The organism is Streptomyces sp. NBC_01439, from assembly GCF_036227605.1.
In the GTDB taxonomy this organism is placed as follows: Bacteria; Actinomycetota; Actinomycetes; order Streptomycetales; family Streptomycetaceae; genus Streptomyces.
In genome coordinates this window covers 4,824,108-4,845,881 of sequence record NZ_CP109487.1, presented here as the reverse complement: position 1 = coordinate 4,845,881, position 21,774 = coordinate 4,824,108, and the positions used below count along the sequence as shown (strand labels likewise).

18 protein-coding genes and 1 pseudogene are annotated in these 21,774 nt (G+C 73.2%); 9 read left to right on the top strand and 10 right to left on the bottom strand.

All coding sequences use genetic code 11. The features are described 5' to 3' along the window. The first annotated feature begins 112 nt into the window (after positions 1-112). From OG207_RS21665 to OG207_RS21655, 3 genes are all read left to right on the top strand, one after another. Positions 113-769 (top strand): DUF5819 family protein, encoded by a 657-nt coding sequence (locus OG207_RS21665; RefSeq protein WP_402694737.1) that lies wholly within the window; start codon positions 113-115, stop codon positions 767-769. Next, complete coding sequence (locus OG207_RS21660; protein WP_443072723.1) at positions 757-1,941, top strand: HTTM domain-containing protein; 1,185 nt, start codon at positions 757-759, stop codon at positions 1,939-1,941. The genes OG207_RS21665 and OG207_RS21660 overlap by 13 nt, the downstream gene beginning before the upstream one ends. A gap of 172 nt (positions 1,942-2,113) precedes the next feature. Beyond that, a complete protein-coding gene (locus tag OG207_RS21655) occupies positions 2,114-2,875 on the top strand; it encodes a TrmH family RNA methyltransferase (RefSeq protein WP_329100135.1) in 762 nt (253 codons plus the stop codon). Here the strand turns inward: OG207_RS21655 and OG207_RS21650 are convergent. Beyond that, a pseudogene (locus tag OG207_RS21650) lies at positions 2,831-3,763 on the bottom strand (hypothetical protein); the annotation flags it as partial. The gene OG207_RS21655 and the pseudogene OG207_RS21650 sit on opposite strands and share 45 nt — an antisense overlap. Before the next feature lie 101 nt (positions 3,764-3,864). On the opposite strand from OG207_RS21650, the gene OG207_RS21645 reads away from it, so the two are divergent. Continuing rightward, positions 3,865-4,512: a MerR family transcriptional regulator gene (locus OG207_RS21645; RefSeq protein ID WP_329100134.1), complete on the top strand. Its 648-nt coding sequence runs from the start codon at positions 3,865-3,867 to the stop codon at positions 4,510-4,512. Between the two features lie 68 nt (positions 4,513-4,580). On the opposite strand, the gene paaN is transcribed toward OG207_RS21645, so the two are convergent. Continuing rightward, complete coding sequence (gene paaN, locus OG207_RS21640; protein ID WP_329100133.1) at positions 4,581-6,263, bottom strand: phenylacetic acid degradation protein PaaN; 1,683 nt, start codon at positions 6,261-6,263, stop codon at positions 4,581-4,583. A 124-nt stretch (positions 6,264-6,387) separates the two neighbouring features. Here paaN and OG207_RS21635 point away from each other — a divergent pair, with 124 nt between their 5' ends. Further along, entirely contained in the window at positions 6,388-7,932 is a 1,545-nt protein-coding gene (locus OG207_RS21635) for a 3-hydroxyacyl-CoA dehydrogenase (RefSeq protein WP_329100132.1), read from the top strand. Further along, positions 7,929-8,516 carry a TetR/AcrR family transcriptional regulator gene (locus OG207_RS21630; protein WP_329100131.1) on the top strand — a complete coding sequence of 196 codons (588 nt, stop codon included), beginning with the start codon at positions 7,929-7,931 and terminating at the stop codon, positions 8,514-8,516. The genes OG207_RS21635 and OG207_RS21630 overlap by 4 nt, the downstream gene beginning before the upstream one ends. A gap of 114 nt (positions 8,517-8,630) precedes the next feature. Here the strand turns inward: OG207_RS21630 and OG207_RS21625 are convergent, their stop codons facing one another. Further along, entirely contained in the window at positions 8,631-9,209 is a 579-nt protein-coding gene (locus OG207_RS21625; protein WP_402694740.1) for an Lrp/AsnC family transcriptional regulator, read from the bottom strand. 178 nt (positions 9,210-9,387) lie between these two features. Between OG207_RS21625 and pdhA the strand changes: the two genes are divergently transcribed. The 3 genes from pdhA to OG207_RS21610 are packed head-to-tail and all read left to right on the top strand — an operon-like array spanning position 9,388 to position 12,883. Further along, a complete protein-coding gene (gene pdhA / locus OG207_RS21620; protein WP_329100130.1) occupies positions 9,388-10,524 on the top strand; it encodes a pyruvate dehydrogenase (acetyl-transferring) E1 component subunit alpha in 1,137 nt (378 codons plus the stop codon). 47 nt (positions 10,525-10,571) lie between these two features. Then, a complete protein-coding gene (locus OG207_RS21615) occupies positions 10,572-11,540 on the top strand; it encodes an alpha-ketoacid dehydrogenase subunit beta (RefSeq protein WP_189738634.1) in 969 nt (322 codons plus the stop codon). Continuing rightward, positions 11,540-12,883 carry a dihydrolipoamide acetyltransferase family protein gene (locus tag OG207_RS21610; RefSeq protein ID WP_329100129.1) on the top strand — a complete coding sequence of 448 codons (1,344 nt, stop codon included), beginning with the start codon at positions 11,540-11,542 and terminating at the stop codon, positions 12,881-12,883. Before OG207_RS21615 ends, OG207_RS21610 begins: the two co-directional genes overlap by 1 nt. Before the next feature lie 124 nt (positions 12,884-13,007). Here OG207_RS21610 and OG207_RS21605 read toward each other — a convergent pair whose 3' ends face one another. From OG207_RS21605 to OG207_RS21575, 7 genes are all read right to left on the bottom strand, one after another. Further along, complete coding sequence (locus OG207_RS21605) at positions 13,008-13,985, bottom strand: NAD(P)H-quinone oxidoreductase (RefSeq protein WP_329100128.1); 978 nt, start codon at positions 13,983-13,985, stop codon at positions 13,008-13,010. A 26-nt stretch (positions 13,986-14,011) separates the two neighbouring features. Next, on the bottom strand, positions 14,012-15,112 hold the full coding sequence (locus OG207_RS21600; RefSeq protein ID WP_329100127.1) for a potassium channel family protein: 1,101 nt from the start codon (positions 15,110-15,112) through the stop codon (positions 14,012-14,014). After that, positions 15,100-16,446 carry a molybdopterin molybdotransferase MoeA gene (locus tag OG207_RS21595; protein ID WP_329100126.1) on the bottom strand — a complete coding sequence of 449 codons (1,347 nt, stop codon included), beginning with the start codon at positions 16,444-16,446 and terminating at the stop codon, positions 15,100-15,102. Before OG207_RS21595 ends, OG207_RS21600 begins: the two co-directional genes overlap by 13 nt. Beyond that, positions 16,443-17,306: an NTP transferase domain-containing protein gene (locus tag OG207_RS21590; RefSeq protein WP_329100125.1), complete on the bottom strand. Its 864-nt coding sequence runs from the start codon at positions 17,304-17,306 to the stop codon at positions 16,443-16,445. Before OG207_RS21590 ends, OG207_RS21595 begins: the two co-directional genes overlap by 4 nt. 180 nt (positions 17,307-17,486) lie before the next feature. Further along, positions 17,487-18,026 (bottom strand): bacterial proteasome activator family protein, encoded by a 540-nt coding sequence (locus tag OG207_RS21585; RefSeq protein WP_030014634.1) that lies wholly within the window; start codon positions 18,024-18,026, stop codon positions 17,487-17,489. A 110-nt stretch (positions 18,027-18,136) separates the two neighbouring features. Beyond that, entirely contained in the window at positions 18,137-20,893 is a 2,757-nt protein-coding gene (locus OG207_RS21580; protein ID WP_329107769.1) for an ABC transporter permease, read from the bottom strand. A 101-nt stretch (positions 20,894-20,994) separates the two neighbouring features. Next, positions 20,995-21,771 carry an ABC transporter ATP-binding protein gene (locus OG207_RS21575; RefSeq protein ID WP_329100124.1) on the bottom strand — a complete coding sequence of 259 codons (777 nt, stop codon included), beginning with the start codon at positions 21,769-21,771 and terminating at the stop codon, positions 20,995-20,997. Between the last annotated feature and the right edge of the window lie 3 nt (positions 21,772-21,774).

Sequence of the window (21,774 nt, the reverse complement as noted above, 5' to 3'; positions counted from 1 at the left end):
CGTCCGCCCGACCGACCGATCGTTCGGTTCATTCGCTTCAATGGTGAGACGGCGGCCCGTAGGGTGTCAACCTCTGAGGTCAACCCTGTGGACGCCGGACGATCGGGTGGGGATGGATTCGAACGAGCACGAGCCCGCCGAAGGGGCCGCTCCGCCGCCCCCGCGGGCGCCCGGAATCGCCGGTCTGTCCGCCCCGTACCGGGTCGTGGCCGCCCTGGCCCTGGGGGTGATCGCGGTCGCCGCCTGCACGCACCTCGCACTCGTCTTCCTGCACGTGGCCCCGAGCAACACCCTCAGCAAGCAGCACGCGGAAACGATCGACCGGTGGGTCTACCCCGAGTTCGAACAGAACTGGAAGCTGTTTGCCCCGAACCCGCTGCAGCAGAACATCGCCGTGGAGGTGCGCGCGGAGTTCAGGGCCGACTACGGCGAGCTCGTCACCTCCTCCTGGCGCGACCTGAGCGCCGAGGACGGCCAGGCCATCCGGCACAGCCTGCTGCCCAGCCACACCCGGCAGAACGAGCTCCGCCGCGCCTGGGACTTCTACACCGGCTCCCACGACGAGGACAACAAGCCGAACGGCGAGCGCGGGCAGCTGTCCGAGGAGTACCTCCGGCGGATCGCGCTGTCCCGGCTCAACCTGCGGGACGGGACCGTCCTGCGGATCCAGCTGCGCTCGGCCACCACGGCGGTGCCCGCGCCGAAGTGGAGCACCGAGACCACCGACACCCAGACCTACTACCGGGAGCTGCCGTGGTGGACGCTGTGAGGCGCGCCCGCGGGGCGGCGGGACGGGCGGTCGCCCAGATCACCGGGCAGGCACTGGGCCCGTACCAGAGCGCCGTGGTCCGCATCGGCTTCGCCGCGACCTGGCTCTTCTTCCTGCTGCGCGAGTTCCCGAACCGCACCGAGTTGTACGGGCCGAACGGGCCGTGGAGCTGGCACCTCGCGGAGCGGCTGATCGATTCCAACCACGCCTTCACGGTGCTGATGTGGTCGGACTCGGAGCTGTGGTTCGAGCTCGTCTACGCGGTGTCCGTGCTGGCCAGCGCGGGGCTGATGCTGGGCTGGCGAACGCGGGCGACGTCCGTGCTCTTCATGGTCGGCGTGCTGTCGCTGCAGAACCGCAGCGTGTTCATGGGCGACGGCGGGGACAACGTCATCCACCTGATGGCGATCTACCTGGTGCTGACCCGGTGCGCGCAGGTCTGGTCGCTGGACGCGCGCAGGGCCCGTACGCACGGCTCGGCCACGGCCGGGGCGGCCGGGCCGGTGCTGTGGGGCGTGTTGGGCGCGGTGTTCGTCTTCGGCGGGGGCACCGGCCGGTTCGGCTACGGCTGGCTGGCGGCGTTCGCGGCGGTGTGGGTGGCCTGCGGGCTGTGGTGGCTGGTCGACCGCCACGAGCCGGAGGGCGAGGCGCGGGCGGTCCTGGACGTCCTGGCCAATGTGCTGCACAACGCGGGCATGCTGGTGATCATGGCGGAGGTCTGCCTGATCTACGCGACGGCGGGCTGGTACAAGATTCAGGGGTCCCGGTGGCAGGACGGGACGGCCCTGTACTACCCGCTGGGGCTGGACTACTTCACCCCGTGGCCGGCGCTGTCGGCGCTGGTGGCGGGGAGCGGGACGCTGGTGATGCTGCTGTCGTACGGCACGGTGGCGGTGCAGGTGGCGTTCCCGTTCACGCTGTTCAACCGGCGGATCAAGAACGTGCTGCTGGCGCTGATGATGCTCGAGCACGCGGGGATCGCGGTGCTGCTGGGGCTGCCGTTCTTCTCGCTGGCGATGATCGCCGCGGACGCGGTGTTCCTGCCGACCGGGTTCCTGGTGTGGCTCGGAGCGCGGGCCGCTGTACGACGTCGGCGCGCGGTGGAGCCGGTGGCGGATCCCGCCGAGCCGGTGCCGGTGCCCGTGGTCGTGCCGGTGCCCGAGCAGCGCTGACGGCGCCCCGCGGCGCCCCCCGCGGCGCCGCCCCGGACCCGCGCCTCAAACTTCCCGGCTACCGCCCGGAGGCGTCCCCCGGCGGGGCGGGGTCGTGCTGCGCACGTCCGGCCCCGCCGGCATGCGGGGCGGGGGGGTCGGGACGGTGTGCGGTGGACCGTAGGGTCGGGGTATGGACGACACGGTGCGGGAATGGCGGGAGGCCGAGCAGGCGGGAGACCTCGTGCTGCTCGACGGGTTCCACGCGCTGAAGCACGCCCTGCGGTTCGGGGCCGACGTGCGGCTGGTCATCGCCGAGGACCCCGGCGCCGTCCGGGCGCTGGCCCGTGAGCTGGCTCCGGACGTCGAGGCCGCCGTGGTGCGGCTGGTGCGGCGGGCCGCGCTCAAGGAGGTGCTGCCGCGCGTGCACCCCACCGGGGTCGCGGCCCTCGCGGTACGGCCCGACCGGGCCGCCGGCCTCGCGGGGTTGCGGCGGACGCCCCGGCCGGCTCCGGTCGTCGTCCTCGACAACCCCCGCAACCTGGGCAACGTCGGAGCCGTGGTCCGGCTCGCCGCCGGCTTCGGCGCCACCGGTGTCGTCACCCGCGGCGACCTCGACCCCTGGCACCCGAACGTGGTCCGGGCCGGGGCCGGGCTGCACTACGCCACCACCGTCGAACGCCTCGCGCTGGACGAGCTGCCGCCCGGGCCGCTCTACGCGCTCGACCCGGAGGGCGTGGACATCCGCGCCCTCACCCTCCCGGACGACGCCCTGCTCGCCTTCGGTTCGGAGCGGCACGGGATCTCACCCGAGCTGCGCGCCCGGGCGGACCACCTCGTCTCCCTGCCGATGCGCCCCCAGGTCTCCAGCTACAACCTCGCCACCAGCGTGGCCATGACCCTCTTCCACTGGGGCGGCCCCCCGGCCCACGAACAGGGCGGCGAGGACTCCTAGCCCGCCCCCGGCCAGGATCGCGGCGGCCGCGCCGAGCGTCGCCCCGTCCGGGTGGGCCAGCGCCTGGCCGCGCAGCGCCTGCCAGGTCACCAGGGCGAACACCGCCGTATAGACCCCGGCCGCGACCAGGGTCAGCCGCAGCCGCACCTGCTCCCGGCGCAGCAGGGCGAAGCGGCTGGCGAGGGCGGTCAGGGCGAGCACGAACAGCGGCAGCAGCTGCAGGGCGTGCATGCCGATGAAGTGCGGGATGCGCAGGTCACCGCCGGTGGTCGACCAGCCGGTCAGCGACATGGCGGGCCCGCCGTCCGGCACTCCCACGCTGTGGGCGCCCACCACCGGTGCGTCGTCGACCGCGAGCTGCGCCTCGGTGGGCGTGACCATCAGGAATCCGAGTCCTGCGCCGGTGAGGGCGAGGACCGTCGCCATCCGGATCGCCCAGGTGGTGGCCCGGTCGACCACGCGGGTGCGGAAGAGCAGTACGGCGATGACGAGCGTGGCCGTCCACAGTACGACGACGGTGTTGCCCATGACGCCGTAGATCTGTGCGTCGAGGGGGGTCTGCTGGTTGAAGTGGCTCTGCCGGCCGCGGATCACCTGACCCGTCATGAGCAGCATTTCCAGCGTGCTCGCCGCGACGACGACGGTACCGGCCCACCAGGCAGTCCTGCGCAGGCGAGGGCGGGCGGCGACGGCCAGGGAGAGCATCCAGGCCAGGCTGAGCGCGTAGCCGACGAACGAGACGGCGAACTTGAAGGGCTTGGCCCAGATCGGGGCGCCGACCAGCATGCGGCCGTCGACGGCGAGCCCCACGGCCGAGCCGGCGGCCCACACCACCATCACGCCGGCGAACAGGGTCAGTGGACGGTGCCAGGTACGTAACGCGGACATGGGGCCCCCAAAACAATGGATAGTGACGCTCACCGCTATCTGGTAGCCCCACTATCTATGATGGGTGGGGGACGGGGCAAGGAGAAACGAGTGAAGACGCCATGCGCATCGGAGAGTTGAGCCGCCGTACCGGGGTCCCGGTACCGACGATCAAGTACTACGTACGAGAGGGCCTGCTTCCGGCGGGCGAGCTGAGCAGCCCCAATCAGGCCAGCTACGACGACGGGCACGAGCGGCGGCTGCGGCTGATCCGAGCCCTGCTGGAGGTCGGCGGGCTGTCGGTGGCGGCCATCGGGGACGTCCTCCAGGCCATCGACGACAAGGAGCAGCCGGTGCACAAGCTGCTCGGTGCCGCGGCCCAGCGGCTGGTGCCCGAGTACGGCGACGGCGGGGGCCACGACGACGCCGAGGCGGTACTGGCCCGGGAACGGGTGGTGCAGCTGATCGAGGCGCGCGGCTGGCGCGTCCACGCCGGGAACAAGGCCGCCGGCGCGCTCGCGGCCGCCCTCGCCTCACTCGCGCGGGTGGGCCACGGCTCCTTCGTCGAAGTGCTCGACGACTACGCCGAAGCGGCTGAGCGGGTGGCCCGGGTGGACCTGGAGTACACGGCCCTCCGGGGCGACCGCGAGGACCTGATCGAGGCGGTGGTCGTGGGCACGGTGGTGGGCGACGCGGTGTTCGCGGCCCTGCGCAGGATGGCCCAGGTGGACGCCTCCTCCCGCCTCTTCGCCGAAGAACGGCGGGAGTAGGGGGAGGGCGCGGTCCACCCGGGCCGGGACCTGCAGTGCTGTGGTGACGCGGTGAAGCGGCTACCGGGTCACGCCTGGCGGCGCACCTCCACCACCCGGAAGCGGTTCGCGACGAAGGCGCCGTCGCACAGGGCCGCGTTGGCCGCCGGGTTGCCGCCGGAGCCGTGGAAGTCCGAGAACGCGGCGGTCTGGTTGACGAACACTCCGCCCGTCAGGTTCAGGGAGAGCTGCGCGGACTCCTCCAGGCAGACCTCCTCGACGGCCCGCTCGGTGTCGGGGGAGGTGGTGTACGCGCCCACCGTCATGGCGCCCTTCTCCCGCACCGTGCGGCGCAGCAGGTCGAGGGCGTCGGCGGTGGTGTCCACGGCCACCGCGAAGGAGACCGGGCCGAAGCACTCCGAGAGGTACGGCGCCTGCGGGTCCTGCTTGGCGGCGTCCAGCTTGACCATGACGGGGGTGCGGACCACCGCGTCCGGGAACTCGGGGTTCACGACCTCCCGGGAGGCCAGCGCGACCTCGCCCAGGGCGGTCGCGGCCTCCAGCCGCGTCTTGACGTCCGGGTTGACCAGCGCACCGAGCAGCGCGTTGGCCCGGGCGTCGTCGCCCAGCAGGCCGCCGACCGAGGCCGCGAGGTCGGCGACGACCTCGTCGTAGCCCTTGTGGCCGGCGTCCGTCGCGATGCCGTCGCGCGGGATCAGCAGGTTCTGCGGGGTGGTGCACATCTGGCCGCTGTACAGGGACAGCGAGAACGCCAAGTTGGACAGCATGCCCTTGTAGTTGTCGGTGGAGTCCAGGACGACGGTGTTGACGCCGGCCTTCTCCGTGTAGACCTGCGCCTGGCGGGCGTTGGTCTCCAGCCAGTCGCCGAACTCCGTGGAACCGGTGTAGTCGATCAGCTTGATCTCGGGGCGGACCGCGAGGGTCTTGGCGATGCCCTCGCCCGGGCGCTCGACCGCGAGCGCCACCAGGTTCGGGTCGAAGCCCGCCTCGGCCAGCACCTCCCGAGCGACCTGGACGGTCAGCGCGAGCGGCAGCACGGCCCGCGGGTGCGGCTTGACCAGCACCGCGTTGCCGGTGGCGAGGGAGGCGAACAGGCCGGGGTAGCCGTTCCAGGTCGGGAAGGTGTTGCAGCCGATCATGAGGGCGATGCCGCGCGGGACGGCGGTGAAGGTCTTGCCGAGCTCCAGCGGGTCCTTCTTGCCCTGCGGCTTCGACCAGTCGGCCCGGCCCGGGACCCGGGTCTGCTCCTCGTACGCGTAGGCCACGGCCTCCAGGCCGCGGTCCTGTGCGTGCGGGCCGCCGGCCTGGAACGCCATCATGAAGGCCTGGCCGCTGGTGTGCATGACCGCGTGCGCGAACTCGTGGGTCCGGGCGGAGATGCGGGCCAGGATCTCGATGCAGACCAGGGCGCGGGCCTCGGGTCCCGCGTCGCGCCAGGCGCCCATGCCGGCCTTCATCGCGGGCAGCAGCACGTCCGGGTCCACGTGGGGGTACTCGACACCCAGCTCCGGGCCGAACGGGGACACCTCGGCGCCCGTCCAGCCGTCTGTGCCGGGCTGGCCCAGGTCCAGCCGCGTGCCGCGCACGGCCTCGAAGGCGGCGAGCCCGTCGGCGGGCGCGGTCTCGCCGTACGCCTTGGGGTGTTCGGGGTGCGGGGACCAGTAGGCGCGGCTGCGGATCGCCGACAGGGCCTGGTCCAGGGTGGGCCGGTGCTTGGCGGACAGCTGGGGGACGGTGAGCTCGGCGGCCATCAGGGACCAACTCCTCGTTGAGCCGGGCGAAGGAGAGCAGACTGGAGTTAGAGTAACCGAACGATCGGTCGGGACAAGAGGGCCCGGCGGACCTGTGGACACGTGTGTGCGGGAGGATCAGGGCATGACAGCAATCGAGCGGTCCCGCACTGTGGCGGTCGTCGGCGCCGGCACCATGGGACAGGGCATCGCCCAGGTCGCCCTTCTCGCAGGTCACCGCGTGCTGATCTACGACATCAACGCCGCGCTCGCCGCCGACGGGGTCGGCATCGTCCAGGACCGGGTCGAGCGGATGGCCGCCAAGGGCCGCCTCGACCGCGCCGAGGCCGAGGAGGCGATCGGCCGGATCGCGTCGGCCGGCGACCTCGCGGACCTCGCGGGGGCCGCCCTCGTCATCGAGGCGGTGGTCGAGAACGTCACCGTGAAGCAGACGCTCTTCGCCGCCCTCGAAGAGGTGGTCGCACCGGACGCGCTGCTGGCCACCAACACCTCCTCCCTCTCGGTCACCGAGCTCGCCGCCCCTCTCGCGCACCCCGGCCGCTTCCTCGGCCTGCACTTCTTCAACCCGGCCCCGCTGCTCCCGCTCGTCGAGGTGGTCAGCGGCTTCGCCACCGACCCGGCCGCCGCCGAGCGCGCGTACCGCACCGTCCTCGGCTGGGGGAAGACGCCGGTCCGCTGCGCCGACACCCCCGGGTTCATCGTCAACCGGATCGCCCGCCCCTTCTACGCCGAGGCCTTCGCGGTGTACGAGGAGCGGGGCGCCGACCCGGCCACCATCGACGCCGTGCTCCGCGAGAGCGGCGGCTTCAAGATGGGCCCCTTCCAGCTGACCGACCTGATCGGCCAGGACGTCAACGAGGCCGTGACCCGCTCGGTGTGGGAGTCCTTCTTCCGCAGCCCGAAGTTCACCCCCTCGCTCGCCCAGCGCCGCCTCGTCCAGTCGGGCCGCCTCGGCCGCAAGTCCGGGCACGGCTGGTACCCGTACGGCCCGGACGCCGAGCCCGCGCTCCCCCACACCGCAGCGCCCGAGGAGGCCCCGGCGAAGGTCACCGTCGTCGGTGACCTCGGCCCCGCCGCCGACCTGGTGGACCTGCTGGAGGAGGCCGGGATCGCGGTCGCGGCCACCGGGCAGGGCGGCCCGTACATCCAGCTCCCCGGGGAGGGCCAGCTGGTCCTCGCGGACGGCAAGACCTCGGTGGAGTTCGCGGACGTCGTCTACTTCGACCTCGCCCTCGACTACCGGGGCGCCACCCGGATCGCGCTCTCCGCGAGCGCGGACACCAGCGAGCGCACGCTCGCCGAGGCGATCGGCCTCTTCCAGAAGCTGGGCAAGCAGGTCTCCGTGATCGGCGACGTCCCCGGCATGATCGTCGCGCGGACCGTCGCGATGCTGATCGACCTGACGGCCGACGCGGTCGCCCGGGGGGTCGCGTCCGCCGAGGACATCGACACGGCGATGCGACTGGGTGTCAACTACCCGCTGGGACCGACCGAATGGCACGACCGGATCGGCCGGGACTGGGCCTACGACCTGCTGCACCACCTCGACGAACGCGTCCCCGGCGGCCGCTACGCACCCTCCCTCGCCCTGTTCAAACTGGGCTACGAGGACGGCGACGGGGCCGGCGGCGAAGAGGGCGACCAGGACGACACGGGGGAGAACGAGTGACGACGGCCAAGCGGGACACCTACACCCCCGAGACACTGCTGTCGGTCGCCGTCCAGGTCTTCAACGAGCGCGGCTACGACGGCACCTCGATGGAGCACCTCTCCAAGGCCGCGGGCATCTCGAAGTCCTCGATCTACCACCACGTCGCGGGCAAGGAGGAACTGCTGCGGCGGGCCGTGAGCCGCGCCCTCGACGGGCTCTTCGGGATCCTGGAGGAGCCGGGAGCGGTACGCGGCCGGGCGGTCGAGCGCGTCGAGTACGTCACGCGCCGCACGGTCGAGGTGCTGGTCAGCGAGCTGCCGTACGTGACGCTGCTGCTGCGCGTCCGCGGCAACACCCGCACCGAGCGCTGGGCGCTGGAACGCCGCCGCGAGTTCGACCACCAGGTCGCGGACCTGCTGGGGGCCGCAGCGGCGGAGGGCGACCTGCGGGCCGACGTGGACATACGCCTCGCCACCCGGCTCCTCTTCGGCATGGTCAACTCCCTCGTCGAGTGGTACCGCCCGCACCCGGGCGACGGCCACGCCCAGCTCGCCGACGCGGTGGTCCACCTCGCCTTCGACGGCCTGCGCACCGCCCGCTGACCCTTCCGGGCACCGACCGCCCCCGGAGCGCCCGTACGGGCCGCACCGGGGGCGCCGTCACACCCGGACGGGCTACGGGACAGCCCTCAGGCACCTCTTGGGGGTGCCCTCGGATCAGGGGGCGTCCTCCGAGATCGTCGGGGCGCCGCCGGCCGGGCCCGGGCCGGTGTCCAGGAGATCCGTTTCCTCGAAGACCAGCAGGGTACGCGTCGAGAGGACCTCCGGGATGGCCTGGAGCCGGGTCAGGACCAGCTCGCGCAGGGTCCGGTTGTCCGGGGTGTGCACCAGCAGCAGGACGTCGAAATCGCCGCTGACCAGCGCGATGTGCGCGGCACCCGGGAGCTCGCGCAGCTGCTCGCGGACCGTGCGCCAGGAGTTCTGGACGATCTTCAAGGTGATGTAGGCGGACGCGCCCTGGCCCGCGCGTTCGTGGTTGACGCGGGCCGTGAACCCGCGGATCACCCCGTCGTCGATGAGCCGGTTGATCCGGGCGTAGGCGTTCGCCCGTGAGACGTGCACCTGCTCCGCCACCGACCGTATCGACGCGCGGCCGTCCGCCTGGAGCAGCCGCATGATCGAGCGGTCGATCGGATCCAGCGGGCGGGGTGCGACGGGCGGGCCCGAAGTGGCTCCCGGGGCGCCCCCGGGCACAGCCGGTGCGGGACCCGTTCCGGCCATTTGTTCATCCGGCATTGCCCGATGCCTCCCTCTCCTGGACGTCCTGCATCCATCCCAGGGCCCCGGCGCCCGTTTGTCCACAGCCTGGCGTCGCCTGTAGCCAAATTGCGCAGACAACCGAACAATCGGTAGGTGAGGGGCCTCACACCCGGGGCACCCCCTGCCCGCTTCCCACGAGGAGGTGTACGCCGCCATGACGGTCCAAGAGCTGCCCGGTGCCGGTGCGTCCCACCGTTCCACCCAGCCGCCCGCCTGGAGCCCCCGCACGGATGCCGCGCCGCTGCTTCCGGACCCCGAGCCCTACCGGGTGCTGGGCACCGAGGCGGCGGACCGGCTCGACCCGGAGCTGATGCGCCGCTGCTACGCCGAGCTGGTGCGCGGCCGGCGCTACAACGCCCAGGCCACGGCGCTCACCAAGCAGGGCCGGCTCGCCGTCTACCCCTCCACCGTCGGCCAGGAGGCCTGCGAGATCGCGGCCGCACTGGTCCTCGAGGAGCAGGACTGGCTGTTCCCGAGCTACCGGGACACCCTGGCGGCCGTGGCGCGCGGACTGGACCCCGTACAGGCGTTGACCCTGCTGCGCGGCGACTGGCACACCGGGTACGACCCGCGCGAGCACCGCATAGCCCCGCTCTCGACCCCGCTCGCCACCCAGCTGCCCCACGCGGTGGGCCTGGCGCACGCGGCCCGGCTGCGCGGCGACGACGTCGTCGCCCTCGCCATGGTCGGCGACGGCGGCACCAGCGAGGGCGATTTCCACGAGGCACTGAACTTCGCCGCCGTCTGGCAGGCCCCGGTGGTCTTCCTCGTGCAGAACAACGGCTTCGCGATCTCCGTCCCCCTCGCCAAGCAGACGGCCGCCCCGACGCTGGCCCACAAGGCCGTGGGGTACGGGATGCCCGGCCGTCTGGTCGACGGCAACGACGTCGCCGCCATGCACGAGGTGCTGTCCGAGGCGGTCCGGCGGGCCCGGGCCGGTGGCGGTCCGACCCTGATCGAGGCCGTCACGTACCGGATGGAGGCCCACACCAACGCCGACGACGCGACCCGCTACCGCGGTGACGCCGAGGTCGAGGCCTGGAAGGCGCACGACCCGGTCGATCTGCTGGAGCGTGAGCTGACCGCCCGCGGGATCATCGACGAAGCGGCGATCCGGGCGGTGCGCGACGACGCCGAGGCGATGGCCGCGGCGCTCCGCGAGGGGATGAACGCGGACCCGGTGGTGGACCCGACGGACCTGTTCGCGCACGTGTACGCGGAGCAGACGGACCGGCTGCGGGAGCAGGCGGCCATGCTGCGCGCAGAGTTGGAAGCAGAGGGCCGGGAGTGACGACGGTGGCGGCGAAGTCCGCGAAGACGGGGTCCAAGCCCGCGACGATGGCGCAGGCCCTGACCCGGGCGATGCGCGACGCGATGGCCGAGGACCCGACGGTCCACGTGATGGGCGAGGACGTCGGGACGCTGGGCGGGGTCTTCCGGATCACCGACGGGCTCGCGAAGGAGTTCGGCGAGGAGCGTTGCACGGACACCCCGCTCGCGGAGGCGGGAATCCTGGGCGCGGCGGTCGGCATGGCCATGTACGGGCTGCGCCCGGTGGTGGAGATGCAGTTCGACGCCTTCGCCTACCCGGCGTTCGAGCAGCTGATCTCGCACGTGGCGAAGATGCGCAACCGCACCCGCGGCGCGATGCCGCTGCCGATCACCATCCGCGTGCCGTACGGCGGCGGGATCGGCGGCGTGGAGCACCACTGCGACTCCTCCGAGGCGTACTACGTGGCCACGCCGGGCCTACACGTGGTGACCCCGGCAACGGTCGAGGACGCGTACGGGCTGCTGCGCGCGTCGATCGCGAGCGACGACCCGGTGGTCTTCCTGGAGCCGAAGCGGCTCTACTGGTCGAAGGCCGACTGGCGGCCCGAGGCGCCGGCGGCCGTGCCGGGCATCGGAAAGGCCCTGGTCCGGCGGACCGGCACGAGCGCGACCCTGATCACCTACGGGCCCTCGCTGCCGGTGTGCCTGGAGGCGGCCGAGGCGGCGCGCGAGGAGGGCTGGGACCTGGAGGTCGTGGACCTGCGCTCGCTGGTCCCCTTCGACGAGGACACGGTCGTGGAGTCCGTACGCCGCACCGGGCGCGCGGTGGTGGTCCACGAGGCCGGCGGCTTCGGCGGACCGGGCGCGGAGATCGCCGCCCGGGTCACCGAGCGGTGCTTCCACCACCTGGAGGCACCGGTGCTGCGGGTGACGGGCTTCGACATCCCCTACCCGCCGCCGATGCTGGAGAAGCACCACCTGCCGGGTGTGGACCGGATCCTGGACACCGTGGCCCGCCTGCAGTGGGAGAACTGATGCCGCAGGTAATGGAATTCAAGCTTCCCGATCTCGGGGAGGGCCTGACCGAGGCCGAGATCGTCCGCTGGCTGGTCGCGGTGGGCGATGTCGTCGCCATCGACCAGCCGGTGGTCGAGGTCGAGACGGCCAAGGCGATGGTGGAGGTTCCGTGCCCCTACGGCGGTGTGGTCACCGCCCGTTTCGGGGAGGAGGGCACGGAACTGCCCGTCGGAGCACCGCTGATCACCGTCGCGGTGGGGGCGTCGTCGCTCCCCGAGGCCCCGGCCGCGCAGGCGGCCGAGGCCGAGGGCTCCGGCAACGTGCCCCGGCCCCTGATCGGTTACGGAGAGGACCACTCGCGCCCGGCGCGTCGGCGACGGGTGCGACCCGTCACCGCCGCGGTGTCGGCGCCGGTCGTCGCCGCTCCGGTCGCTCCTGCGGCTGCGGTCGCTGCGGTCGCTGCGGTCGCTCCGGCGGCTGTCGCCGGCCCGGTGCCCGTGATCTCGCCGCTGGTGCGCAAGCTGGCCAAGGACGGCGGGGTCGACCTGCGCGCGCTGACGGGGTCGGGACCCGAAGGGCTGATCCTGCGGGCCGACGTCGAGGCGGCGCTGGCCGCGCTGCGGGCGCCCGAACCCGCCCCGGTCACCGCGGCGGCGCCGGCGGTGGCGGCACGGGGCGAGCGGATCCCGCTCAAGGGAGTGCGCGGGGCGGTCGCCGAGAAGCTGTCGCGCAGCCGCCGCGAGATCCCGGACGCCACCTGCTGGGTCGACGCGGACGCCACCGAGCTGATGGCCACCCGGGCCGCGATGAACGCCGTGGGCGGGCCCAAGATCTCGGTGCTCGCGCTGCTGGCCCGGATCTGCACGGCGGCCCTGGCCCGGTACCCGGAGCTCAACTCCACCGTGGACCTCGCGGCCAAGGAGATCGTCCGGCTCCCGTCGGTGCACCTGGGCTTCGCCGCGCAGACGGAGCGGGGTCTGGTGGTTCCGGTCGTCCGGGACGCGCAGCACCGCAACCCGGAGTCCCTGTCGGCCGAGTTCGCCCGGCTGACCGAGCTCGCCCGGGCCGGGAAGCTGGCTCCGGCCGATCTGACCGGCGGCACCTTCACCCTGAACAACTACGGGGTGTTCGGGGTCGACGGCTCCACGCCGATCATCAACCACCCGGAGGCGGCGATGCTCGGCGTGGGCCGGATCATCGACAAGCCGTGGGTCCACGAAGGTCAGCTGGCGGTCCGCAAGGTCGTCCAGCTGTCGCTGACCTTCGACCACCGGGTGTGCGACGGCGGCACGGCGGGCGGCTTCCTGCGCTACGTCGCCGACTGCGTGGAATCCCCGGCGGTCCTGCTGCGCAGCCTCTAGCCGTGCGGCGCGGGGCGGGTGTCTCGGAGAGGGCCGGTGTCCCGGGGCCCCGCCCCGGACCCCGCGCCTCGAACGCCGGCGGGGCTGGATCTTCCAGCCCTGTCGGGGGCACCTCCCAGCGCCCTCACACCGTGAGCAGCAGCTTGCCCACGTGACTGCTCGACTCCAGGACGCGGTGGGCCTCGGCGGCGTCCCGCATCGGGAACGCCGCGTGGACCACCGGGCGGACCCGGCCCGCGGCCACCAGCGGCCACACGTGCTCGCGTACGGCGGCGACGATGGCCGCCTTCTCATCCAGCGGGCGGGCGCGCAGCGAGGTGGCGGTGATCGCCGCCCGCTTGGCCAGCAGCGCGCCGAGGTTCAGTTCGGCCTTCACCCCGCCCTGGAGCCCGATCACCGCGAGCCGCCCGTTCACGGCCAGGGCGTCCACGTTCCGGGCGAGGTACTTCGCGCCCATGATGTCCAGGATCACGTCCGCCCCGGCTCCGCCCGTCGCCTCGCGCAGCTCGGCCACGAAGTCCTGCTCGCGGTAGTCGATCAGGACGTCCGCTCCCAGCTCCTTGCAGCGCGCCAGCTTCTCCGGCCCGCCCGCCGTCACGGCGACCGTCGCGCCCACCGCCTTCGCCAGCTGGATCGCCATGGTCCCGATCCCGCTGGACCCGCCGTGCACCAGCAGGGTCTCGCCGGGGCGGAGCCCCGCCACCATGAACACGTTGGACCACACGGTCGTGACGACCTCGGGCAGCGCGGCCGCCGTCACCAGGTCCACGCCCGCCGGGACCGGCAGCAGCTGCCCCGCCGGCACGGCCACCCGTTCCGCGTACCCGCCGCCCGCCAGCAGGGCGCACACCTCGTCGCCCACGGACCAGCCGGACACCCCCGGCCCCATCGCGGCGATCCGCCCGGAGCACTCCAGCCCCGGATGGCGCGGGGCGCCGGGCGGCGGATCGTAGAACCCCTGTCGCTGGAGGACGTCGGCGCGGTTCACGGCGCTCGCCGCGACCTCGACGAGGACCTCGCCCTCGCCCGGCACCGGATCGGGTACGTCGGCCCAGACGAGGGCCTCGGGGCCGCCGGGCTGCTCGATGGTGATCGCATGCATGGCCCGGAGGCTACGCCACGGCGCGGCTAATCGGCAGGTCCGAACTTCACCTGTGGCGAGGCCGGCGGCGTCGCCCGCACGATGGTGATGAGACGGTCCGTCAGCTGGATCGGGTTCGCGTGCGGGTCGTCGTACGGGAGCAGCCGGTGCCCGCGCAGCACGCTCACCACCAGGTCCTCGCTCTCGCGCACCGACTTGCCGACCTCGGCCTTGCGGGCGGGGCGTTCGATGAGGTCGAGGCCGCTGCCCTGCTGGATCAGGTCCTCCATCACGGTGCCCGCGCTCGGGCTGAGCACCGAGAGGCCCAGCAGCCGGCCGGCCGCGCTCGCGCTCGTGATGACCGCGTCCGCGCCGGACTGGCGCAGCAGCGGGGCGTTCTCCTCCTCGCGCACCGCCGCGACGATCTTCGCTCCCCGGTTGAGCTGCCGGGCGGTCAGGGTGACCAGGACCGCCGTGTCGTCGCGCTGGGTGGCGATGACGATCTGACGGGCCTTCTGCAGTTCGGCGCGGAGCAGGACGTCGGAGCGGGTGGCGTCGCCGACCACGCCCGTGAAGCCCTCCGCGTTGGCCGTGTCGATCACCTTGGCGCTCGGGTCGACGATGACGACCTGCTCTTTGGAGAGGCCGGTGGCCAGCAGCGTCATGAGGGCCGAGCGGCCCTTCGTGCCGAAGCCGATGACGACCGTGTGCTCACGCAAGTTCTTCCTCCAGCTCTTCAGCCGCCACTCTTCCCTCGTCCGTTCCGTCAGGACTTCCAGGGTGGTGCCGACCAGGATGATCAGGAACAGCACGCGCAGCGGGGTGATCAGCAGGATGTTGATCAGTCGCGCACTGTCGCTGTACGGCACGATGTCGCCGTAGCCCGTCGTGGACAGCGTCACCGTGGCGTAGTAGAAGCAGTCGAGGAGATCGACCTGCTCGTTGGCGTTGTCGTGGTAGCCGTCGCGGTCCAGCCACACGATGAAGACCGTCAGGAAGAGCACGAACAACGCCATCAGCAGGCGCTTGGTCACCTGCCTGAGCGGCGCCTCGACGACGCGTTTGGGTAGCTTGATGCGCCGGGAGACGAGTTTCTCGTCGGCGCCGCGGGCCATGGAGTCCTGGCCGTGCAGTTTCACGTGAAACATCCTCCAGAAGCCCACGGCAGATCGAGAATTTCCAGTTCCTGCCCGGACCGCGCGCCCTTGGGCGGTACGACGGCCAGTGCATCGGCGGCGGCCACACCGCGCAGCATCGCAGGCCCGTGGTAGCGCAGCGGCACCGCGTGCTCGTCGCTCAGCAGGACCGGGACCAGCCGGGTGTCGTACGGGTGGCCCGGTACGTCGCCCTGCACCGGCGCCGTGTAGCGGGGGCGCCTGCGGCGGCCGGCGAGGGCCCGCAGCAGGGGTTCGGCGAGGGTCAGCAGTCCGGATACGGCGGCCAGCGGGTTGCCGGGCAGCCCGACGACATGGCGCACCGGGTTCTCGGCGTTCTCGGCGTTCTCGGCGGGGGTCCCCGACCCGATGCGCGCCAGCAGCATGGGGTGCCCGGGGCGCACCGCCACCCCGTCGACCAGCAGTTCGGCGCCGGCCTTCCGTAGGACGGGGTGGACGTGGTCGACGGGGCCGGAGGCGGTGCCGCCCGTGGTGACGAGGACATCGGCGGTGCTCGTGGTGACGGCCTCCAGCAGGGCCGCGGCCCCCGCCGGGTCGTCGCCGAGCCGTCGTGTGCCGATGACCTCGGCGCCCAGGCGCTCCATCCAGGGCCCGAGCATGGGGCTGAGGGCGTCGCGCACCAGACCCTCGTACGGGCGGCCCTCGGTGAGCAGCTCGTCGCCGAGCACCAGGATCTCCACGCGGGGGCGGGGCCGGGTGGTCAGCTCGTCGTACCCGGCCGCCGCGGCGAGCCCCAACACGGCCGGGGTGACCAGGGAGCCGGCCGGCAACAGCAGGTCCCCGGAGCGGCACTCCTGCCCCCGCGGGCGGATGTCCTGGCCGGTGAGGACGGGCCGGTCGGCGAAGAGCTGGGTGCCGGCCTCGCGGCAGTGCTCGCTGCGGATGACGGCGGTGGCGTCGCCGGGGATCCGGGCGCCGGTGGCGATCCGTACGGCTTCGCCGTCGATGAGGGGCTCCGGCCGCTCGGAGCCGGCCAGGACCCCGCCGCCGGCGCGCACGCTCCAGGGGCCGGGGCCCGCGACGGCCCAGCCGTCCATGGCGGAGGTGTCGAAGGACGGCAGGTCGGTCAGTGCGTCCAGGGGGGTGGCCAGGACCTCGCCGAGGGCGTCCGCGAGGGGCACGTCGTGGGTACGGGGTCGCACCCGGCTTCCGGCGTGCGCGGCGGTGTCCCGGGCCCGCTGCCAGCCGAAAGCGCGGTGGCCGCCGGCGCCGCCGCCCGCGCTGCCCGTGCCGGCGCCCTCGGGGCTGCGGCTGACCAGCGCCAGGGCCTCGTCGAGGGCCTGCTCCGCGGAGTTCGTGGGGGTCATTCGGAGCCGTTCCGTTCGGCGGTGTCGGCCGCTGCCTCGTCGGCCCACCGCAGCGCCAGGTCGGCCGCCTTGCGGGAGGCTTCGGCGACGGCCTGGGCGGGGTCGGCGCCGGTGGCGGCGGCATGCGCGGCCGCGTAGCCGACCAGGAAGGTGGTCAGGGGGGCGGCGGGCCGGGCGACGCCGTGGGCGGCGTCCCGGGCGAGGTCGAGCAGGGTCTTGGTGTCGACGGGGAGGTCGATGCCCAGCTCACTCTTGACGGCGGTGATCCATTGCTCCAACACGCTTCCATGCTCCCTGATCCGGGCACGGGCGGCGGCGAGATCGTCCCAGGTGTCGCAGTCGAAGGAGGCGAGTGGCCGGGACGTGACGCGGGCGAGGTCCAGTGCGGCGGTGAGCGCACGCAGCGGGAGCCCGGTGAGCGTGCCGTGCTCGGCGGCGAGCAGGGCGATCTCGCGGCGCAGCGGCTCGGCCCGGTAGGCGGCGACCAGCGGCTGGTCCCGGCCGTCGGGGTCCCGCAGCATCGCCCCGTCCACGACGGGGGCGTCCAGCAGGGTCCGTACGGTCTCCCGGTCGAGGAACGGCAGGTCGGCGGAGAGCACGAGGACCAGCTCGGCGGTGGTCCGGCGCAGACCGGCGTCCAGCGCGGCCACGGGGCCGCCGCCGGGCGGGTCCTCGCGGGTCCACAGGACCGGGCGCGCGGTGGCGCGGCGACCGCCGACCACGACGGTGGTCCGGGCGTCCGGGCAGGCGTCGAGGACGCGGTCGAGGAGTGCGCGGCCGCCGACGCTCAGCGCGGGCTTGTCGACCCCGCCGAGTCGTCGCGCGGCGCCGCCGGCCAGCACGATCGCGTCGTAGCTCATGCCCTTGAGTATGCGGCGGGTGGGGCGGGTGCGGCGCCGTTGCCGGGGGCGCTGCCCCCGGACCCCCGCGCCTCAAGCGCCGGCGGGGCTGGACTGGCCGGGCGGGGCCGGGACGGTCGGCGGGGCCGGGCCGCGCCGGGGGCGTGGGCCGGACCCGCCTCTCTCGTCGTCCGCCGGAGGCTAGAGGTAGGGGCCCGAGCGGATCGCGCCGTGGCCGCCGTCCTCGTCGTCGTCGTGCGGTCCGCCCGGCGGGAGGGCGCGGCGCATCTGCTCCAACTGCGCCCGCGCCGCCATCTGCTGTGCGAACAGGGCCGTCTGGATGCCGTGGAAGAGGCCCTCCAGCCAGCCCACCAACTGGGCCTGGGCGATCCGAAGTTCGGCCTCGGAGGGAATGGCCTCCTCGGTGAACGGGAGCGACAGTCGCTCCAGTTCCTCCACGAGCTCGGGGGCCAGGCCGTCCTCCAGCTCCTTGACCGAGGCGGCATGGATGTCCTTGAGCCGGACCCGGCTCGCCTCGTCGAGAGGCGCGGCGCGTACCTCTTCCAGGAGTTGCTTGATCATGCTGCCGATCCGCATGACCTTGGCGGGCTGTTCGACCATTTCCGTCACCGGGACCTCGCGCGACTCGTCATCGGCGTCGCCGACGGCCGTCCCGTCCTGTCCCACGATCAGAACGTGCGGGGGGCTGTCCTGCGACCGTTCACTCCTCGGCATCTCCATGCCGTCATTCTCTCGCACACCTCCGTCCTCACACGGTGTGCCCCCGTACAGTCGTGATCCACCCTGTACGGGGGCACCAGCCCGGGCCCGGTCCCGGGCCCGGTCCCGGCCTACCCCGCGGCCCGGCGGGCCAGTGCGCCGCTGGAGCGGGTGACCAGGGCCGCCAGCAGGGCCGCGCCCAGCGGGACCACGACGAGCAGCCCGGCGAGGGTTTCCCACGGCAGCGAGATCGGTACGAACGGCACCGATTCCGTCATCGTCGAGAGGCCCTGCTCGATCGACTCCCGGTAGAGCGCCTCCGCTTGCCGCTGTTCCGTCAGGCGCAGGCCGATGGCGGGCAGGATTCCGGCCGCCGAGCCCAGGACGACGCCCATCAGGGCGACCACCCCGCACTGGAAACCGCTCAGCGTCCGCCGCACGCGCGGTGCCGCGCCCACCGCGGCCAGCGTCTTCAGGTCGGCCTCGGCGTCGGCCTGGGCGAGCCCGGTGGCGATGCCGGCCGCGCCGATGGTGACGAGTCCCGCGAAGACGGCGAGGGCGAGCATGACGAGGCTGTCGTCGCCCTGGTAGCCCGCCTCGATGTGCAGGGAGGACTCGACGCCCATCCGGTCGATCTCCCCGGCGATGCGCTGGCGCTGCTCGCTGGACGCCGTGCCGTCGAGGCCGAAGTACGAGCCCAGGGGCGCGGTGGCCAGCCCGGCGGCCTTGGCCGCCGCGGGCGGCAGGATCAGCTCGACGCCCCAGTTCTGGGTCGTGTCGGGCGCCAGGTGGACGGACAGGACCTTGTCCTCACCGGGCGTCTCGTCGTAGCGGCCGCGCATGACGTCGTCCTCGCCCTGTTTGGTGATGATCCGCAGGGTGAGCTTGCCGTCCTTGACCTGGCGCTTGTCGAAGGAGACGGCCTGGCCGGCCTTGAGGGCGGCCACGGAGCCCGGGTCGGTGACCGCGAGCACGCTCAGCACCTTCTCGTCACCGACGAGGACGGAGTGCTCCGTGCCGTACCGGGATTCCTGGCAACGCCAGTCCTGGCGCAGTTCCTTGCGCCGCGCCTCGGAGAAGGCCTCGATGCCCTTGACGTCCTCGTAGAGCGGGCAGCGCTGCTCCTTGGGCGTGATGAGCTCGATGCGGCCGCAGCCGGGGTCCGAGGAGAACGACTCGCAGCCCGGCTTGCCGACGACCAGCCGGTCGATGTCCGCCCTCTGGGACAGCGGCAGTTCCTTGGCGAGGGCCTCGCGCAGCGCGGGCACCTCCTTGTACGCGCTGTTGTCTCTGACCGTCAGCAGCCCCGTTCCGTGCGGCAGTTCGGCCCGGTACTCGTGGCGCATCTGGGCGTCGAAGCTCTGCTGGTACGTCGCCACGGCGACGGTTCCGGCGACGGCGGCCAGCACGGCGGCCACGGCGGGGGCCGTACGCCCGCGGTTGCGTACGGCGTCGCGCAGCGCGAGCCGCGGCGACAGCGGCAGCCACCGCCCGAGCCGGCCGAACAGGCCGACCAGGACCGGGGTGAGGGCGACGAGGCCGAGTTCGGCGAGGGCGCTGCCGCCCGCCACGACGGTGCTGCCCAGATCCGAGGTGGTGCCGTAGAGGGCGATCGCGACGCCGGCGGCGATGGCGATCAGGCCGATGACGGGCAGCACCCGGTTGGCGCGGCGGACGCCGCGGCGGCCGGTGAGCGAGGCCAGCACGGTCTGGCGGGAGGCGGTGACGGCCGGGACGATCGCGGCGAGCAGGCCGGTGACCACGGCGAGCAGGGCGATGCCGACCAGTTCCAGCGGGCGGAAGTCGAAGCCGCCGAAGCGGTTGCCGAGCGACTCCTCCAGCACCGGTCGCAGTACGACGGTGAGCAGGACGCCGATGACGGTGCCGATGACGGCGGCGACGGCGCCGAGGACCAGGCCGCCGGAGAGCACGATGGAGCGGATGTGGCGCCGGTCGCCGCCGTTGGCGCCGACCAGGCCCAGCTGGCGGCGCGAGCGGCGGGCGCCGACCGCGAAGGCCGGTCCGGCGAGCAGGCAGATCTCCAGCATGGCCAGGCCCACGACGGTGGCCAGGATGGCCATCTGGACGGTCTTGTTGCCGTCCCGCTCGGACTTCGCACTCGGCTCGTTCCGGTAGAGCGGGACCTCGGAGTCGGCGGGCGGGTGGAGGACGACGGCGCGGGAGACGACGATCAGGCCCTTGGTGTTGGCCGCCTGGACCGCGTCCCAGGTGACGCCTGCGCCGCCGACCTTGACCAGGTACTTGTCGTCGGCGGTCACCGTGCGCCCGCCGGACGCCGTCAGCGCCTTGTTCAGCGGGGCGATCAGCGTCCCGGGCGGGGCGATGATCTCGGGGCGTCCGAGTTCGTCCGGCAGCTCGTAGGCGCCGACGATCTTGTACGGGAAGGTGGCGCCGCGCGGGGTGACCGAGGAGCCGACGAAGAGACCGGACTCCTTCAGGAAGGCCTGGGTGGCGATGACCTCGCCCGGTGCCTCGGGCAGTTGGCCGCGGTTGAGCGTGATCATGCCCTTCACCAGGGGGCTGTGCGTGTCGAGTTCGCGCAGCTGGGTGTCGAGCAGCCCGTGCGTGGTGCGGACCTTGGTGTAGCCGGTGCTGTCCTTGAGGACCTGGGCGCCGGGCGGGAGCAGGGACTCCACCGGTTCCGGCTTCTCCCGCGTGGCCTTCGAGGGGTCGTAGTCCTTGTAGCCGCCGACGGGCAGGGACCTCGTGCCGTCGGGGCTCTGGTAGATGGGCCCGGACATGTGCGATTGGCTCACCCGGGCGTCGGCGGTGCCGATCATCCGGGTGAGGGCCTGCTCGGGGGAGAGTTCGGCGCTGCGCAGCGTGAGGTCGGCCGCGCTCACTCCGACGATCGGCAGGGCGAGCATCGCGAGGACGAGGGAGCTGCGGCCCTTGGCGCGCCAGGCGTCGCGGCGGGCTATGCGCAGGGCCGCCACCCAGGAGTGGTACCAGCCTTGGAGCGGAGCGGTCACTGGCCGGCCGCCTGCCCGGAGAGGAGGGAGTCGGCGTGGCTGCGCAGGGTCTCGTCGACCACGCTGCCGTCGCGCAGGAAGACCACGCGGTCGGCCCAGGCGGCGAACCGCGGTTCGTGCGTGACGAGGATCCCGGCGGCGCCCGCGTCGCAGCGGGCGCGCAGCAGGGCGAGGACGGACTCGCCGGTCTCGGAGTCCAGGGCGCCGGTCGGCTCGTCGGCCAGGACCAGGCGGCGGTCGCCCACGAGGGCGCGGGCGATGGCCACGCGCTGCTGCTGGCCGCCGGACATCTCGTCGGGGAAGCGGTTGGCGAGCTGGCCGAGGCCCATTTCCTCCAGCGCGGCGAGCGCGGAGGCGCGCGCCTTGCGGGCGGAGGTCCCGTCGAGCTCCCGGGGCAGTGCCACGTTCTCCGCGGCGGTGAGGGCCGGTATCAGGTTGTAGTCCTGGAAGACGTACCCGATGCTGCGACGGCGCAGGGCGGCCAGCTGCTTGCGGCTCGCCGTGGTGATGTCGGTGCCCTCAACGATCACCCGGCCGCTGCTCGGGATGTCGAGGCCGCCCGCGAGGGTGAGCAGCGTGGACTTGCCGGAGCCGGAGGGGCCCATCACGGCGACGAGTTCGCCGGGGAAGACCGAGAGGTCGATCCCGCGCAGGGCGTGCACCTCGGTGGCGCCGCTGCCGTGGGTGCGGACGAGTCGGTCCAACTGCAGTACGGGCTGTTGGGGCTGGGGCTGGGGCTGGGGCTGGGGCTGGGGCTGGGGCTGGTCAGGCATGGA

What these genes read in the sequence shown, in the direction of transcription:
- OG207_RS21590 (WP_329100125.1), bottom strand. Translation starts at nt 17,306, where the DNA reads ATGAGCTACGACGCGATCGTGCTGGCCGGCGGCGCCGCGCGACGACTC.
- paaN (WP_329100133.1), bottom strand. Translation starts at nt 6,263, where the DNA reads ATGGCCGCCGAGCTCACCGTCCCCCAGCTGTCCGCCAAGCACCGGCCC.
- OG207_RS21635 (WP_329100132.1), top strand. Translation starts at nt 6,388, where the DNA reads ATGACAGCAATCGAGCGGTCCCGCACTGTGGCGGTCGTCGGCGCCGGC.
- OG207_RS21655 (WP_329100135.1), top strand. Translation starts at nt 2,114, where the DNA reads ATGGACGACACGGTGCGGGAATGGCGGGAGGCCGAGCAGGCGGGAGAC.
- OG207_RS21580 (WP_329107769.1), bottom strand. Translation starts at nt 20,893, where the DNA reads ATGCTCGCCCTGCCGATCGTCGGAGTGAGCGCGGCCGACCTCACGCTG.
- OG207_RS21575 (WP_329100124.1), bottom strand. Translation starts at nt 21,771, where the DNA reads ATGCCTGACCAGCCCCAGCCCCAGCCCCAGCCCCAGCCCCAGCCCCAG.
- OG207_RS21615 (WP_189738634.1), top strand. Translation starts at nt 10,572, where the DNA reads ATGGCGCAGGCCCTGACCCGGGCGATGCGCGACGCGATGGCCGAGGAC.
- OG207_RS21625 (WP_402694740.1), bottom strand. Translation starts at nt 9,209, where the DNA reads ATGCCGGATGAACAAATGGCCGGAACGGGTCCCGCACCGGCTGTGCCC.
- OG207_RS21600 (WP_329100127.1), bottom strand. Translation starts at nt 15,112, where the DNA reads ATGTTTCACGTGAAACTGCACGGCCAGGACTCCATGGCCCGCGGCGCC.
- OG207_RS21665 (WP_402694737.1), top strand. Translation starts at nt 113, where the DNA reads ATGGATTCGAACGAGCACGAGCCCGCCGAAGGGGCCGCTCCGCCGCCC.
- pdhA (WP_329100130.1), top strand. Translation starts at nt 9,388, where the DNA reads ATGACGGTCCAAGAGCTGCCCGGTGCCGGTGCGTCCCACCGTTCCACC.
- OG207_RS21605 (WP_329100128.1), bottom strand. Translation starts at nt 13,985, where the DNA reads ATGCATGCGATCACCATCGAGCAGCCCGGCGGCCCCGAGGCCCTCGTC.
- OG207_RS21585 (WP_030014634.1), bottom strand. Translation starts at nt 18,026, where the DNA reads ATGGAGATGCCGAGGAGTGAACGGTCGCAGGACAGCCCCCCGCACGTT.
- OG207_RS21595 (WP_329100126.1), bottom strand. Translation starts at nt 16,446, where the DNA reads ATGACCCCCACGAACTCCGCGGAGCAGGCCCTCGACGAGGCCCTGGCG.
- OG207_RS21645 (WP_329100134.1), top strand. Translation starts at nt 3,865, where the DNA reads ATGCGCATCGGAGAGTTGAGCCGCCGTACCGGGGTCCCGGTACCGACG.
- OG207_RS21610 (WP_329100129.1), top strand. Translation starts at nt 11,540, where the DNA reads ATGCCGCAGGTAATGGAATTCAAGCTTCCCGATCTCGGGGAGGGCCTG.